The 15,318-nt window shown below is 62.7% G+C and carries 11 protein-coding genes; 7 read left to right on the top strand and 4 right to left on the bottom strand.

The genetic code is table 11. The features are described from left to right. Nucleotides 1-20 precede the first annotated feature (20 nt). Nucleotides 21-497, bottom strand: coding sequence for an Lrp/AsnC family transcriptional regulator (locus ABFK29_RS02025; RefSeq protein WP_005858682.1), 477 nt, complete (start codon nt 495-497; stop codon nt 21-23). 140 nt (nt 498-637) lie between these two features. Between ABFK29_RS02025 and ABFK29_RS02020 the strand changes: the two genes are divergently transcribed. Further along, nucleotides 638-1,657: a 1-aminocyclopropane-1-carboxylate deaminase gene (locus tag ABFK29_RS02020; RefSeq protein WP_005858680.1), complete on the top strand. Its 1,020-nt coding sequence runs from the start codon at nt 638-640 to the stop codon at nt 1,655-1,657. 68 nt (nt 1,658-1,725) lie between these two features. Here the strand turns inward: ABFK29_RS02020 and ABFK29_RS02015 are convergent, their stop codons facing one another. Then, entirely contained in the window at nt 1,726-2,208 is a 483-nt protein-coding gene (locus tag ABFK29_RS02015) for an Lrp/AsnC family transcriptional regulator (protein ID WP_005858678.1), read from the bottom strand. A 121-nt stretch (nt 2,209-2,329) separates the two neighbouring features. Between ABFK29_RS02015 and mdeB the strand changes: the two genes are divergently transcribed. From mdeB to lpdA, 3 genes are read left to right on the top strand one after another with little or no spacing between them, the layout of a single operon-like run. After that, the gene (mdeB, locus tag ABFK29_RS02010) at nt 2,330-5,011 is read left to right on the top strand and encodes an alpha-ketoglutarate dehydrogenase (protein ID WP_005858675.1); all 2,682 of its coding nucleotides are present in this window, start codon (nt 2,330-2,332) and stop codon (nt 5,009-5,011) included. A gap of 14 nt (nt 5,012-5,025) precedes the next feature. Further along, a complete protein-coding gene (locus ABFK29_RS02005) occupies nt 5,026-6,315 on the top strand; it encodes a 2-oxo acid dehydrogenase subunit E2 (RefSeq protein ID WP_005858673.1) in 1,290 nt (429 codons plus the stop codon). Between the two features lie 9 nt (nt 6,316-6,324). Continuing rightward, the gene (gene lpdA / locus ABFK29_RS02000; protein WP_005858671.1) at nt 6,325-7,998 is read left to right on the top strand and encodes a dihydrolipoyl dehydrogenase; all 1,674 of its coding nucleotides are present in this window, start codon (nt 6,325-6,327) and stop codon (nt 7,996-7,998) included. Between the two features lie 310 nt (nt 7,999-8,308). Here the strand turns inward: lpdA and ABFK29_RS01995 are convergent, their stop codons facing one another. Then, nucleotides 8,309-9,946 (bottom strand): NAD-dependent malic enzyme, encoded by a 1,638-nt coding sequence (locus tag ABFK29_RS01995; RefSeq protein WP_005858669.1) that lies wholly within the window; start codon nt 9,944-9,946, stop codon nt 8,309-8,311. Nucleotides 9,947-10,019: 73 nt separating this feature from the next. After that, complete coding sequence (locus ABFK29_RS01990; protein ID WP_005858667.1) at nt 10,020-11,375, bottom strand: MFS transporter; 1,356 nt, start codon at nt 11,373-11,375, stop codon at nt 10,020-10,022. 586 nt (nt 11,376-11,961) lie between these two features. Here ABFK29_RS01990 and ABFK29_RS01985 point away from each other — a divergent pair. Genes ABFK29_RS01985 through ABFK29_RS01975 form a run of 3 tightly spaced genes read left to right on the top strand, consistent with a single transcriptional unit; the run spans nt 11,962 to nt 15,317 of the window. Further along, nucleotides 11,962-12,177 (top strand): hypothetical protein, encoded by a 216-nt coding sequence (locus tag ABFK29_RS01985; RefSeq protein ID WP_005858665.1) that lies wholly within the window; start codon nt 11,962-11,964, stop codon nt 12,175-12,177. Further along, complete coding sequence (locus tag ABFK29_RS01980; RefSeq protein ID WP_050772410.1) at nt 12,174-13,226, top strand: cytochrome c oxidase subunit II; 1,053 nt, start codon at nt 12,174-12,176, stop codon at nt 13,224-13,226. The genes ABFK29_RS01985 and ABFK29_RS01980 overlap by 4 nt, the downstream gene beginning before the upstream one ends. A gap of 12 nt (nt 13,227-13,238) precedes the next feature. Beyond that, a complete protein-coding gene (locus tag ABFK29_RS01975; protein ID WP_005858661.1) occupies nt 13,239-15,317 on the top strand; it encodes a cbb3-type cytochrome c oxidase subunit I in 2,079 nt (692 codons plus the stop codon). Nucleotide 15,318: the final 1 nt, after the last annotated feature.

Raw genomic sequence — 15,318 nt, 5'->3', positions numbered from 1 at the left:
GCCCCAAAAAGGGCCGCCGCCTAAAACGCCAGCGAGCCGTTCTCCTTGACTTCGCGCATCACGAAGAACGTCCGGGTCTGTCTGACGCCAGGCAACGCGATCAGCTTTTGACCGTGAAGCTTGTTGAAGTCGCTCATGTCGCGCACCCGGATCTTCAGAAGGTAGTCGAAATCGCCCGCGACAAGCTGGCAATCCAGCACCTCTTTCATGGCGTTCACCGCCCCTTCGAAAGCCGCGAAGCTTTCCGGCGTAGAGCGGTCCAGCACGACGCCGACCATCACAAGCGCACCCAGACCTACGGCTGACGGATTGATCGCCGCCCGCACGCCTGTCACATATCCAAGATCAAAAAGCCTTTGTGTGCGCCGGTGACAGGTCGCGGCACTCACACCGACCCGGCTGGCAAGTTCTGCATTCGTCAAGCGACCATCGCTTTGCAACGCACGCAGAATCTTGAGATCGATTCGGTCAGGATCAGCATTGGAAGATTCTTCCATTTCTTCTCTCATCTTGAAAGACACTTCATTATTCATACCGAAACATGTCGGGATATCCAATAACACGCACCCAAGAACGAGAGCACCTTTCATCGCCTTTGAGCTATCGTGCGGCGACCTTGCACAATGGAGACCAGCACATGTCGCTACTCGAAAAGTTCGAACGTTACCCGCTCACCTACGGCAAGACGCCGATCGAACATCTGCCCAGGTTGACCGAGGCACTCGGCGGCAAGGTGGAGATCTACGCCAAGCGCGAGGACTGCAACTCCGGTCTCGCCATGGGCGGCAACAAGCTGCGCAAGCTGGAATACATCGTGCCCGATGCCATCGCTTCGGGGGCGGATACGCTGGTGTCCATCGGTGGCGTACAGTCGAACCACACCCGCATGGTGGCGGCGACCGCGGCCAAGATCGGCATGAAATGCGTCGTCATCCAGGAAAAATGGGTGCCGCATTACGATGCCGTCTACGACCGCGTCGGCAACATCCTGATGACCCGCCTGATGGGCGCGGATTCCCGTATGGTCGAAGACGGCTTCGACATCGGCATCCGCAAAAGCTGGGAGGATGCGATCCAGTCGGTCAAGGACGATGGCGGCACCCCCTATCCGATCCCGGCGGGCGCGTCCGTGCACAAGTACGGCGCCCTTGGCTACATCGGCTTTGCCGAAGAAGTGGCCGAGCAGGAAAAAGAGCTTGGGTTCAAGTTCGACTATATCGTCGTCTGCGTCGTCACCGGTTCTACCCAGGCCGGCATGATCGTCGGCTTTGCCGCGCAGGATCGCGCGGAGTCAGTCATCGGCATCGACGCCTCTGGCACCGTGGATCAGACCCGCGCCCAGGTGCGCAGCATCGTCGACAACACCTCTGAGCTGGTCGGGCTGGGCCGTGCGGTGCGCGACGAAGAGATCGTCATCAACCCCGACTACGCCTACCCGGCGTATGGTGTGCCGTCGGAGGAAACCAACGACGCCATCCGGCTTGCCGCGCGGACGGAAGCGATGATGACCGATCCGGTTTACGAGGGCAAATCCATGCAGGGCATGATCGACCTCACACGCAAGGGGTTCTTCCCCGAGGGGTCCAAAGTGCTCTACGCCCACCTTGGCGGCGCTCCGGCGCTGAACGGCTACAGCTACTACTACCGCGAAGGCTGACCCATTGGCGCGCGCCGGCCCACAGGTCGGCGCGCCGCTATGCGACCGGATCGAAGACTCACCGGCGCCTACTCCAGACGGGCGGAATTCTCCTTCACCCGTCTGATCGGAATGGAGGATTCGAGAGAGGCGACCCCCTCAACCTTCGTCAACTTGCCGGTAAGGAAATGCTCGAACTCGATGAGATCGGACACCGCGATCCGCAACAGGTAGTCCCTGTCCCCCGTCATGAGCCAGCAATCCGTCACCTCGGGGAACTTCCGCACGGCAAGCTCGAAGCTGCGCAGCCGGTCGTCGATCTGATGATCCAGCTTGACCGAGACAAATACGCTGATCGGAAACCCCATCAGCGGCTCGTCGATGACCACCGTGTAGCCGCGAATGAGGCCGCTTTGTTCAAGGTTCCGGACGCGCCGGGCGCAGGGGCTGGCGGACAAGCCGACCCGGCTGCTCAGGTCCTGAATCGACATGCGTGCATCGCGCTGAAGCTCCGCGAGAATGCGTCGGTCGATGGCATCAACATCATGCCGGACTGCAGTGGAGGCCACCAAGAAAAGGCTCCTTTTTGGTGAAATTCACCAAACAATCTACCCTATGCGCCGATTTTGGCAACATCCGCTACCGCCTCATCGGTACAGTCGCGGCGAAACAGTCTCTCCGAAGGAGATATCCATGACCACCCGCCCCTATCAGCCCGCGTCCACCGCCGACATCGACCCACAGGAAACCGCCGAATGGATCGAGTCGATTGAAAGCCTGACGAAGAACGCCAGTCCGGCCCGCGCGAACTTCGTCCTGAACCGCGTTCTCGACCACGCGCGCCTGATCGGGGCAACGACCAGCGGTCTGCCCTATTCGGCCTACCGCAACACCATCCCCGTGGCGCAGCAACCCGCCTATCCCGGCGATCTGGCGCTTGAGGAACGGATCACTTCGATCATCCGCTGGAACGCGCTGGCGATGGTGGTCCGCGCGAACCGCGCTTATGGCGAGCTGGGCGGCCATATCGCCTCCTACGCCTCGGCAGCCGAGATATTTGAAGTCGGGTTCAACCATTTCTTCCGCGCCCAGACGGAAGATTTCGGCGGCGACCTCGTCTATTTCCAGCCGCATTCGGCGCCCGGCATCTATGCCCGCGCATTCCTCGAAGGGCGGCTGAGCGAGGCCGACATCTCGAACTACCGCCAGGAAGTTCCCGGCAAGGGGCTGTGTTCCTATCCGCACCCCTGGCTGATGAAGGATTTCTGGCAGGTGCCCACCGGCTCCATGGGGATCGGCCCGCTAAGCGCCGTCTACCAGGCCCGGTTCATGCGCTATCTTCAGGCCCGCGAGCTGGCAGACACCGAAGAGCGCCACGTCTGGGGCGTCTTCGGCGACGGCGAGATGGACGAGCCGGAATCCATCGCCGGGCTGACCCTCGCCGCGCGCGAGAACCTCGACAACCTGACTTTCATCGTGAACTGCAACCTGCAGCGGCTCGACGGTCCGGTGCGAGGCAACGGTCAGATCATTCAGGAGCTGGAGTCGCTGTTCATCGGGGCGGGCTGGAACGTCATCAAGGTGCTCTGGGGCTCCGAATGGGACAGCCTATTCGCCGCCGACACGAACCACGTGCTACTACGGCGTTTCGCCGAAACCGTCGATGGCGCCTATCAGGATCTCGGCTCCAAGGCGGGCGATTACAACCGCGCCAAGTTCTTCGATCTCGACCCCGAAAGCGCCGCGCTGGTGCGGCACATGAGCGATGACGACATCCACAAGCTCAAGCGCGGCGGCCACGATCTGAAGAAGCTGCACGCCGCCTTTGCCGCCGCCAAGGCCCACAAGGGGCGCCCGACCGTCATCCTGACCAAGACGAAAAAGGGCTATGGCATGGGCGGCGCGGGCGAATCCCGCATGACCGCGCATCAGGCCAAGAAGCTGGACATCGACGCGCTCAAGGCCTTCCGCGATCACTTCGACCTGCCGCTCTCGGACAAGGCCGTCGAGGGGCTGGAGTTCTTCAACCCCGGAGAAGACAGCGAGGAAATCCGCTACCTCAAGGAGCGCCGTGTCAGCTTGGGCGGCTACCTGCCCGCGCGCGCCGAGAACGCGACGACCAGCGCCCCCGCCCGGCCCGAGCCCGCGAAATACGCAGGCTTCGCGCTGGAGGCGAATGGCAAGGAAATGTCCACCACGATGGCCGCCGTGCGCATTCTGGGCAACCTCCTGAAGGACAAGGCGTTCGGTCCCCGGATCGTGCCAATTGTCGCCGATGAGGCGCGGACATTCGGGATGGATAACCTGTTCCGCCAGATCGGCATCTACGCGCCGCAAGGCCAGCTTTATGACCCCGAGGACAAGGGCTCGATGATGTACTACAAGGAGGCTGCCAACGGGCAGCTTCTCGAAGAGGGCATCACCGAGGCAGGCGCGCTCAGTTCCTGGACCGCCGCCGGCACCGCCTATTCGGTGCACAACACCGAACTGCTGCCGGTCTACATCTACTATTCGATGTTCGGCTTCCAGCGGGTCGGCGACCTGATCTGGGCCGCCGCCGACCAGCGCACCCGGGGTTTCCTGCTGGGCGCGACCGCCGGGCGCACGACACTGTCGGGCGAAGGCTTGCAGCACCAAGACGGCTCCAGCCACATGGTCGCCGCCACCATCCCGAACTGCCGCGCCTACGATCCGGCCTTCGCTTACGAGCTCGCCGTGATCATGGACCACGGCATGACACGGATGCTGGACGAGAAGCGCGACGAGTTCTTCTACCTCACCGTGATGAACGAAAACTACGCGCAGCCGACCATGCCGGAGGGCGTCGAGCAGGACATCATTCGCGGTCTCTACAAGCTGCGGTCTACCCTGCCCGAGGCGGATCAGCGCGTGCGGCTGATCGGGTCCGGCACCATCCTGCTGGAGGTGATCGCCGCCGCCGAGATCCTTGAAACGCAGTTCGGAATCGCGTCGGACGTGTTCTCCGCCACCTCCTACACGGAGCTTGCCCGCGACGCGATGGAAGCCGAACGCAAGAACCGCTTCGCAAAGCCGTCCGACCGCCGCACCAGCCATCTGGAGGCCACGCTCCCCGGCGACCGCCCGGTGGTCGCGGCGAGCGATTACGTGCGCAACTTCCCCGCGCAGATCGCGCCCTACCTGCCTGTCTCCATGACCATCCTCGGAACCGACGGCTTCGGGCGTTCGGCCAACCGCAAATCGCTGCGCCGCTTCTTCGAGGTGGACCGCCAGCACATCGCCTTTGCCGCGATCAAGTCGCTCGCCGAGCGGGGTGAGGTCAGCGACGAGGTGCTGTCCAAGGCCATGACGGATCTTGGGATCGAGCCCGGCGCGGACGCGCCGTGGCAGCTGTGAGCGGGAGAGAGCAGATGAGCAATATCATCGAAATCCACGTGCCCGATATCGGCGACTTCAAGGATGTCCCGATCATCGAGATCATGGTGGCTGTAGGCGATACAGTGCAGGTGGACGACACGCTGATCGTGCTGGAGTCGGACAAGGCCACCCTGGACGTTCCCAGCTCGCACGCCGGCAAGATCGTCGAGTTGCTGGTCAGTGAAGGTGACAGCGTGAGCGAGGGCACCCTTCTGGCGCGGTTTGACGCGACCGAAGGGGAGGCCGCTGCGCCCACCCCGCCGCAAGACAAACCCGCCGAGGCGCCGGCATCGGCGGCCCCTTCACCACAACCGGCGGCCATACATGCCCTGGAGGCTCCCAGGCCCATTGCACCCGCCGCAACATCCGGAAAAAGCCACGCCTCGCCCTCGATCCGCCGCTATGCCCGGACGCTGGGCGTGACCTTGGACGAAGTCACCGGCACCGGCCCGAAATCACGGATCCTGCGCGAAGATGTGGAGGCTTTCGTCAAGGCCCGGCTGTCCAATGCCGCGCCGCACCAAACCGCCGCGCCCACTTCCGGACCGGGCATGGGCCTGCCCGACTGGCCTAGGGAAGACTACGAAAAATTCGGCCCCGTGGAGCGCCAGAAGCTGAGCCGGATCGTCAAGATCTCCGGGCCCGCGCTGGCGCGCAACGCCCTTGTGATCCCGCATGTCTGCAATTTCGACAAGGCGGACGTTACCGACCTGGAAGACTTCCGCAAACTCCTGAACAAAGAAGCCGACCCCGAGGATGCCAAGATCACGCTGCTGGCCTTTGCCGTGAAGGCCGTGGTCGCCGCGCTGAAGGCATACCCCAAGTTCAACTCCTCTCTCGACGGCGATGAGATTGTGCTCAAGCGCTACTGGAACATCGGTGTGGCCGCCGACACGCCCGAGGGCCTTGTCGTGCCCGTCGTCAAGGAGGCCGACCGCAAGAGCGTGGCCGAGATCGCCGCCGAGATGGGCACGCTCGCCGCACAGGCGCGCGCGGGCAAGCTGTCGCCCACGGCGATGTCCGGTGCCACCTTCACCATCTCGTCGCTTGGCGGCATCGGCGGCACCGGCTTTACCCCGATCATCAACGCGCCTCAGGTCGCGATCCTCGGTATGACCCGCGCGGAGGTTCAGCCGGTCTGGCGCGATGATTCCGTGCAGCCACGCCTGATCCAGCCGGTCAGCCTCAGCTGGGATCACCGGGTGGTCGATGGCGTCGTCGCCGCGCGGTTCCTGCAGCATGTCTGCCGGAGCCTGACCGACTTTCGCCGCGTTTCGATCTGAGGGATCACAATGATCAAAGACATCCACATCCCCGACATCGGCGATTTCAGTGCCGTTCCGATCATCGAGGTGCTGGTCGCGGTGGGTGATCGCGTATCCGAAGACGACTCGATCCTCACGCTGGAGTCGGACAAGGCGACGCTGGACGTGCCCTGCCCGATGGCCGGAACCGTGGCCGAGGTGCTGGTTCAGGTCGGCGACAAGGTTGGCGAAGGCCATCTGGTGATCCGACTTGAGACCGCAGACAGTGCAGAGGTCGCGGCCCCTGCCCCGACACCCGCCGAAACGCAAGCCTCGGACGATCACGCCTCTCTGGTCGTGATCGGCGCCGGGCCGGGCGGCTACACCGCCGCCTTCCGCGCGGCGGATCTGGGCCGAGAGGTCACCCTGATCGACCCGCGCCCGACCCTCGGCGGGGTGTGCCTGAACGTCGGCTGCATCCCGTCCAAGGCCCTGCTGCATATCGCCAAGGTCATCGACGAGGCGGAAACGGCGCGCGAGCATGGCGTCGGCTCGGGCCCGCTCGATATCGACCTGGACAAGATCCGCAGCTTCAAGACCGGCGTTGTCGAGCGCCTGACCACCGGCCTGACCGGGCTGACAAAACGCCGCAAGGTCAAGGTGATACAGGGCAAGGCCAGCTTTACCGGGCCGAACAACCTGTCGGTTGACACGGGCGATGGCACGCGCGCCGTGACCTTCGATCAGGCGATCATCTCGGTCGGCTCGGAACCGGTGCGTCTGCCCTTCCTGCCAGACGATCCAAGGATCATGGACAGCACCGGCGCGCTTGAGCTTCCAGATGTTCCGGACCGGATGCTGGTGATCGGCGGCGGGATCATTGGGCTGGAAATGGCGCAGGTCTTTCACGCCCTTGGCGGCAAGATCGACATCGTCGAGGCGACGGGGCAGATCATTCCCGGTGCGGACAAGGACATCGTCGCCCCGCTGACAAAGCGCCTGCGCGAGAAGGGTCTGACGATCCACACCGACAAGCGCATCACCGGCGTCACAGCCGGTGACAGGCTGGAAGCGCGGTTCGAGACGGCAAAGGGTGAGATCACCGAAACCTACGACCGCATCCTCGTGGCCGTGGGCCGCCGCCCGAACGGCGCGAAGGTCGGCGCGGAACTGGCTGGCATCGAGGTTTCGGCCGAGGGCTTTCTGCCCGTCGATACCCAGATGCGCAGCCGCCAGCCGCATATCTTCGCCATAGGGGACGTGGTCGGCCAGCCGATGCTGGCGCACAAGGCCACCCATGAAGCGAAAGTCGCAGCAGAAGTGGCCTGCGGAGAGAAAGTCGCGTTTGAGGCCAAATGCATCCCCTCGGTCGCCTATACCGATCCCGAAGTTGCCTGGGTCGGACTGACCGAAACCCGGGCCAAAGCTGATGGCATCAAGTTTGATAAGGCCTCATTCCCCTGGATGGCGTCGGGCCGGGCGCTGTCGATGGGGCGCAGCGAGGGGCTGACGAAACTGTTGTTCGACCCGGAGACCGGGCGGGTTCTGGGCGGCGCCATCGTGGGCACAAATGCCGGTGACCTGATCGCCGAAATCGCCCTGGCCATCGAAACGGGGGCGGATGCGCACGACCTGTCCCTGACCATCCACCCGCATCCGACCTTGTCGGAAACCGTCGCATTCTCCGCCGAGGCGCACCTGGGGTCTTTGACGGACCTTTGAGGTCGACACTGGTTCTCGCACAACGGAAAGGCGCGCATCGCACGTACTGAATTGCGTTCGGCCCCGAACGCCTCCCTTTGGGCGAATGATCGGTGGCACCGGAATTGCCAGTGCCGCCGTTTTCGAAGGACAGATTGTCCGGCCAAGCATGCAGCCGAGGCGGATCATTCGGTGCCCCGAGCGTGGGCAAGACAACACCTTGGTAACCGCTGCACAACCCGCCTCTGGATGGCCCCCAAAGGCAGAACGTTCCTCTTTCAATGGGTTTCCTTGGCAACGGCTTTTATTCGGAGAGTCTTGCGACGCGGGATCATACCGTCTCGTCATGATAGACTGGTTGGTAGATCTGGCTCTGGATCAGGGCGCCGACGTCTTCCGGCTCCTCGACACCGGCCAGACCGCGATCGAAGATGTCCCGTGCAATGGCGATGGCGATCCGCGTTTCGGTGTTGAGCATATCCCGTTGCCGCGGGAACAGCATCCCCTGTTGGCGGTCATGCGCGCTGACCTGATCGGCGCAGCCGCGTGCCGCCGCGATGAACATCTTGTCGTCGATGGTCTTTGCCTTGGTCGCATAGACCGCCAAGCCGAGGGCCGGGAAGATGTAGAAGTTGTTCGCCTGGCCGGGGTGGAAGGTCTGGCCCTCGATCTCGACATCGGGAAACTGCACCCCGCAGGCCACCAGCGCCTTGCCGTCGGTCCAGGTATAGGCGTCCTTGGGCGTGCATTCCGCGCTATGCGTCGGGTTGGACAGCGGGAAGATCACCGGGCGGTCGCAATGGCTGGCCATCTCCTTGACGACGGCTTCGGTAAAGAGCCCGCCGACCGTGCTGACGCCGATCAGGATCGTGGGTTTGTAGGCCTTCACGGCAGCCTGAAGATCCGTTTCGTCCTTGAGATCCCTGGCATAGGGGGTCTGGTAGATGTTCAGGTCATCCCGCGTCACGGTCAGCAGACCGCCCGCATCAAACAGCGCAATCGCGGCCTGCGCCTCTGCGCCGGAAAGACCCTCGGTCTTCATGGCTTCGACGATCATGTTGGCAATACCGATGGCGGCCGATCCGGCGCCGGCGAACATCACGCGCTGATCCTTCAGCGCCTCGTCCTTGATCTGAAGCGCCGTGATCAGCCCCGCGATGGTGACACCGGCCGTGCCCTGAATATCGTCGTTGTAGATCAGGTGATCGTCCTTGTAGCGGTCGAACAGCCGCAGCGCATCGGTGCCTTTCCAGTCCTCGAAATGGATGCAGACGCCGGGAAAGACCTCGGTCGCGGCCTGCATGAATTCGTCCATCAGGGCGTCGATCTCGTCGCTGCTGGCCACGTCTTCGTGCAGGCCGGGATAGAGCGGATCGTCGCGCAGGTCCCGGTTGGTGGTGCCGATGTCCATGTGGATCGGCAAAAGCGCATCTGGCGGCACGCCCGCGCAGGCGGTGTAGAGGTGCAGCTTGCCGATGGGGATCGGCGTGCCATTGGCGCCAATGTCACCCAGCCCCAGAATACGCCCGCCCGAGGTGATGCAGATGAAGCGGATTTCGCGCGTCGGCCAGTTCGACAGCACCTCCTTGAGGCGGCCTTTCGTGTGCTTGGTCAGATACATGCCGCGCGGACGGCGGAAGATCTGGCCGTAATCCAGGCAGGCCTCGGCGATGGTCGGATTGTAGACGATGGGAATGAAGCGTTCGGGGTCGCTCATAAGCACGGCGAAATAGAGCGTTTCGTTCCGGTCGCAGAGGCCGATCAGATAGATGTAGCGTTCGAGGTCGGTCTGCTTGGCATCGAGGTGCGACATGACCCGCGACAGTTGTGTCTCAAGCGTATCCACATGGGCGGGCAGAAGGCCGGTGATGCCGAGCGCGTCGCGCTCTTTCTCGGTATAGGCGGTGCCCTTGTCCTGGATCGGATCGTTGAGGACGGTCAGGAGCGGGTGACTGCGGGAGGAGGTCATTGTTTGCCCTTTCTTCAGGCGGGTGGCGGGACAGGGGGCATCCTGGCTCCCTGTCGCTGGATCGGTGGACGTCTCAGCGCGCGTCCGGGTAGGGATGGTCGATGGCGTCGCGGTCGGGACGGTGGAAGAGGAACGTCAGCACAACCGAAGAACCCGCGAGCGCCGCGAGGATGAAGAACGCCCGCGTGAAGCTGCCGCTGCTGCCGACCACCCAGCCGGTGATGGCCGGCGCGGCGAAACCGGACACCGCAAAAAAGAGGTCCATGAGCCCCAGCGCCGTGGCCGAACGGTCGGGCGCAATGTCGACATTGATCGCGTAGTAGACAGCATTTGCCCCCATCGAAGACGCGAGCGCCACGGTGATCAGTGCGAGGGCCACCCACAGGGTCGAGGTGAATGCAACGGGCACGATGACCACGGCGGCGATGAGTTGCGTGACGATGATGAACCAGCTGCGCGAGATCCGCAGGCTTTGGGTTTTTTCCAGCAGCCCGTCGGACAGGTTGCCCAGAAGAAGCAGGACGACACCCGCCACCGCCCAGGGCACGAAAGAGAACCAGCCCACGTTGGCAACAGAGACCGAGAATTTCTGTTCAAGAAAACCGGGCAGCCAGGTCATGAAGAAGAACAGGAAGTAACCGAAGACGAAGAACGCCCAGTAATTGGCCAACAATGTCGGATTGGTGAAGAGCCTCTTCCACGTGGTCGCGGTCGCGTTGTCGGACCGGGCTGGCACGACCTCTCCTGTGCCGCGGCCCGTGTCGATGACTTCGATATCCTTGTGCCGTATTTGCGCCAGCTCGGCCTCGTTCACGTGGGCGGAGTCCTCGGGGCGGTTGCGGAACATCCAGAACCACAACGGAAACCACACAAGGCTTCCGACGGCGAGTATCCAGTATAGCGAGCGCCAGTCGGTCAGGGACAGGATGCCGCTGACAATGGGGCCGCCAATGGCCAGAGCCAGCGGAACCGCCGCCAGCGAATATCCAAGTGCCTTGGCCCGCTCCTTCGGTGAGAGCCAGTGCGCAACCGCGCCGGTCAGGCCCGGGAACATCGGCCCTTCGGCCAGGCCGAGCAACGCGCGCAAGGCCAGCAACAGGAAAAAGCTGGATGCGACAGCGGTCAGTGCGCTCGACACCGCCCAAAGGATGACTGCGACGGTCAGGATAATGCGTGGCCCAAACCGGTCCGTGAGCACGCCGCCGATGAAAGTCGTGAACATATAGCCCACGCCAAACGCGCCAAGGATCAGGCCCTTTTGACTGGCCGTCAGGCTCAACTCCTTCGAGATCGGGTCGATGGCGTAAGATATCGCCGAGCGGTCGATGTAGTTGATCACGACGATTGCGAAGAGAAGCGCGACGACGACCCAGCGATAATGGCTTATCGGTGCGTCGGATCGGGTTGGCAGAGGTGTGGAATGTGCCATACGGATATTTCCTGTCTCGGTGTTGCAGTCCGCGCAGCACCGCCCGCAGGTTCCTCCCTACGTCAGTCCAGGATGACCCCCGTTCTGCGCTCTCGATGACTGTGCAGCGGCTTCCTGTCTTCAGCCGGTTCGGAAGTTCAAAGAAATGCAAAGAACCGGTCGAAACCCGCTGTCCTCCCTTTGAACAGAAAGCTGGTGGCCCGTTCGACGCTGTCTCCGCCGCGCCCACTCAGCCGCGCGCGCCGAATTTTTCTGGCGACGGACGTCAGCACGGGAAACGCGTCAGTTCCAAAATTGCTGTCACCTTGATGGGGTCAGACCTGCTGGCAGCCTATCGTATCGTTTACACATCCATCAGTCGCGCGACTTCCCTGTCGGCGGAGGTCGCAAGAGCGCGGCAACTGCAAGGTGCCGACGGGGTGCGTTGTAGAAAAGAAACAGCGGTACGTGCGCTTTGACCCCTTTCCTTAAATAATTGCAAACTTCATGACAGCCCGAGTTCTTTCTTGGCTGTTGTTAGTGGAAACTGACCTAGCCGAATGTTGCCACGCATCGGCTCACGACCGATCTTTTCTGGAGGCTCCCGATGCCGCTGTATGCGATGAGAATGTCCAAAGCCTCGCCGGGTGGCTTGACGGTTTCCGGGTTTGTCTTCGCCGAGAGACGCGTCGCCCCTGCGGCGGCTCTGCGCGTCGTGACAGAGGCGAAGACCGTACCGACCAAAACCGATGACCTCTTTGTGCCCCCCGCACTCGTCGCCGCGACGCCGGACCACCTGACACAAGGAGGCATGACAGCATGAATGCTGGACGGCTCGTCCTTTCGGCGCACCACCACAGAGCTGCGGCGTCGGTGTCGGTCTTGTTCGTTGCGGGCCTGTTGATCGCCTCGCCGGACCGGGCCAATGCCGCTGATCTGTTCAGCCCCATCGGACCGATCATGCAGGATCAGTCGGCACACTTCCTCCGCGCCGCACTGATTGCTCTGGTGGCGGTTCTGCCTGCGATGATCCTCTTGCCGATCATGCTGTTTCGCTACCGAATTGGGGGGTCTGCGCGCTACACGCCCGACTGGGAGTTCAACAAGTGGTTCGAGGCCGCGATCTGGGGGGTGCCCGTCCTCGTGATCTGCGTTCTGGCGTTCTGGCTCGCACAGGCCACGCTCAAGCTGGATCCGTACCAACCTTTGGGGGACGACCCGCTTGAGATCGATCTTGTGGGCACCGATTTCCGTTATCTGGCGATCTACCCGGACCAACAGGTCGCGGCGCTGGACGAAATCGTCATCCCGACAGGCCGTCCCGTCACCTTCCGCCTGACCACGGACACGGTGATGCAGAGCTTTCTGCCGAACGGCTTTGCCGGGCAGATCTACGCGATGCCGGGGATGATCACCAAACTGAACCTGGCCGCCAATCGCGAGGGTGAAGGGTTGGCGACACAGACGCAGTTCAACGGCTACGGGTTCGCGAACATGCGTGTGCCGATGCGTGCCGTGTCGGCGGCACAGTTCGACGCCTGGGTCGATGGCGCCACGGGCGCGCCGCTGGATGCCGAAAGCTATGCCAGATTGGTTGTAAAGGGTGACAGCGCGCAGGAATACCACCCCGCCACGCCGGAGCTTCGGCCTTTGGCTGACGCCTGCCTCTTTGACCGCGTAGTGGCCCGCTATCATCAGGGCACTGCCGTGCCGCCAGAGGCACAGCCGGGAAGCCCCCTCTACGATCCTGCGAAAGGCGCCTTGCCCACTGGTGCCTGCGACACATTGCTGGCGAACGGCCATTTCGGAATGAGCCAGATGAACATGGCGCAAACAGACACCCCTACCGATCCCGCCGGGTCCGGCCAGTAGAAGCGACAGGACATGGAACACTTTTTCTTCGGACGTCTCGGTTGGGACGACATCGCGATCTTTGACATCTTTCGCGACCCCACGGCCAGTAACATCGTCGGCAGTTCCGCCGGGTGGCTGGCCGTTATCGGCGGGGTCATCGTCGCCGCCCTGCTGCTGATCAAGGGTTGGTGGAGGCCCCTGCTGTTCACCTGGCTCAACACCACCGATCATAAGAAAATCGGCATCATGTATATCGTCACGGGCCTTGTCATGTTCGCCCGCGGCGTGGCCGAAGGCGTGGTGATGCGGTCGCAATACGTCACCTCGTACCAGGGCGGCTACCTGACGCCCGACCACTTCTCCGAGCTGTTCTCGACCCACGGCACGATCATGATCTTCTTCGTGCTCATGCCCTTCCTGATCGGCTTCATGAACCTTCTGGTGCCCTTGCAGATCGGCGCGCGCGACGTGGCCTTCCCGCGGCTCAACCAGATCAGCCTTGGCTTTACCATTGTCGGCGCGATGCTGTTGATGATCAGCCTCGTCGTCGGGCAATTCGCGACCGGCGGCTGGACCGGCTATCCGCCCTATACCGGCGTCGCCTTCCAACCCGGCACGGGCCCGGATTACTGGATCTGGTCGCTGGGCCTGTCGGGGATCGGGTCGCTGCTGACGGGGATCAACTTTGCGGTGACGATCTACAAGATGCGCTGCCCCGGCATGACCTTCATGCGGATGCCGATCTTTGTCTGGACGGCGCTCTGCACCTCGATCCTGCTGGTCTTTGCCCTGCCGCCGCTCACGGCCGTGGTCATCATGCAGGCGCTGGACCGGTATCTCGATTTCCACTTCTTCACCAACGACCTTGGCGGAAACATGATGAACTTCGCCAACCTGTTCTGGATGTTCGGCCATCCGGAGGTCTATATCCTGATCCTGCCCGCATTCGGCCTTTATTCCGAGTTCACGGCGATCTTTTCGGGCAAGCGGATCTACGGCTACATGTCGCTGGTGATCGCCACCATGGCCATCGCCGTGCTGTCCTTTACCGTCTGGCTGCACCACTTCTTTACCATGGGCCAAAGCCCGACGATCAACGTGGCATTCGGCGTCGCCACCATGCTGATCGCCATCCCCACGGGGGTGAAGGTCTATGTCTGGATCGCCACGCTCTGGGGCGGACGGATCCGGATGCGGACCCCGATCATCTATCTGGCCGGGTTCATCTTTTTCTTCGCGGTGGGCGGCTATACCGGCATCCTTCTGGCCAATCCGACGATCAACTTCACCGTGCACAACAGCCAGTTCGTGGTGGCGCATTTCCACAATGTGCTGCTGCCCGGGACGCTGTTTGCGGTGCTGGCCGGCATCTATGTCTGGTTCCCGAAGTTTTTCGGTTTCCGTCTGGACGAACGCTGGTCGGCCACCACCGCGTGGCTCTTCATTGTCGGCTTCACCTTCGCCTTCATGCCGCTCTACGTTGTTGGCCTGATGGGGATGCCGCGGCGCAGCCCGGCCTTCGACGATCCCAGCTACATCCCCTATATGATCGTGACGATGGGTGGAGCGCTTTGCGTTCTCGCGGCGCTTGGCGCGCTGATCGGCACCTTCGTTGTCTCGGCCAAACGGCGCGAGGCGCTGGCGGTGCCCGGCGGTGATCCATGGGACGGGAGGACACTGGAATGGGCCACGCCAGCGCCGGTGCCGGAATGGAACTTTGCCTTCATCCCCGAGGTGCATAGCCAGGACGCCTTTGCAGTCGAGAAGTCGAAAGGAACCGTCTACGACATCGAAGCCAACTCCTACGAGGATATCGAACTGGCCCCGACCAGCTGGATCGGCCTGACGATCATCGTCTTCGGCACGGCCCTGGGCTTTGCCATGGTGTTCTGGATGTGGTGGCTGGCCATCCTGTCGGGACTTGCGCTGCTGATCCACGCCATCGGCCTCGGCTTCGTCCGCGACAAGGGCGAGATCATTCCCGCCGACGTGATCGAGCGGACCGAGCGGGACTGGATCGCCATGGCGCAACAAGGGCGGTTCACCGACCGGCGCGACGAGGTTTCCACAGACAATCGCGGCTTTGCCGCCCGCATTTCGGAGGCGTGAG

The organism is Sagittula stellata E-37, assembly GCF_039724765.1.
Classification (GTDB): Bacteria; Pseudomonadota; Alphaproteobacteria; order Rhodobacterales; family Rhodobacteraceae; genus Sagittula; species Sagittula stellata.
This window is presented reverse-complemented; position numbering and strand designations above follow the sequence as displayed.